Source organism: Pseudomonas sp. PS01300 (genome assembly GCF_029960155.1).
GTDB lineage: Bacteria > Pseudomonadota > Gammaproteobacteria > Pseudomonadales > Pseudomonadaceae > Aquipseudomonas > Aquipseudomonas palmensis.
Genome location: NZ_JASCPN010000151.1, coordinates 1 through 360, shown reverse-complemented (window position 1 = coordinate 360; position 360 = coordinate 1). Strand labels below are relative to the sequence as shown.

At 69.2% G+C, this 360-nt stretch carries 1 protein-coding gene; it reads right to left on the bottom strand.

The window, feature by feature from the left end:
* Nucleotides 1–360: contractile injection system protein, VgrG/Pvc8 family (locus QMX96_RS26740; protein WP_282362730.1), on the bottom strand; the 360-nt coding region annotated here is incomplete at both ends.

Genomic DNA, 360 nt, shown 5'->3' with positions numbered 1-360 from the left:
GCGCATGGCCCTGCGGGCTGTGCTGGAAGTGGTAGTGGATGCCCTCCTCCTCGCACAGGCGCTGGATGAAGTGCAGGTCGGACTCGTCGTACTGCACGCAGTACACCCGCTCGGGGTACACCGCGCCGAGCACGAAGCGGTGGTCGCTGGCGAGGATGCCGTGCTCTTCGAGCACCTGGGCGATGATCTGCGGCACCGTCTTGTGCTGGAAGATGCGCTGGTTGATGCGGTGCGCCAGGTACGCCAGCTGCGGGCGCAGCACCAGCCGGTAGCGCGACAGGCGCCGCCCGGCCTCGCCCTGCGCGGCGCTGTAGACCAGCCCGTGAATGCCGCTGCCGCTGGGCGACAGCTGCAGGAAGG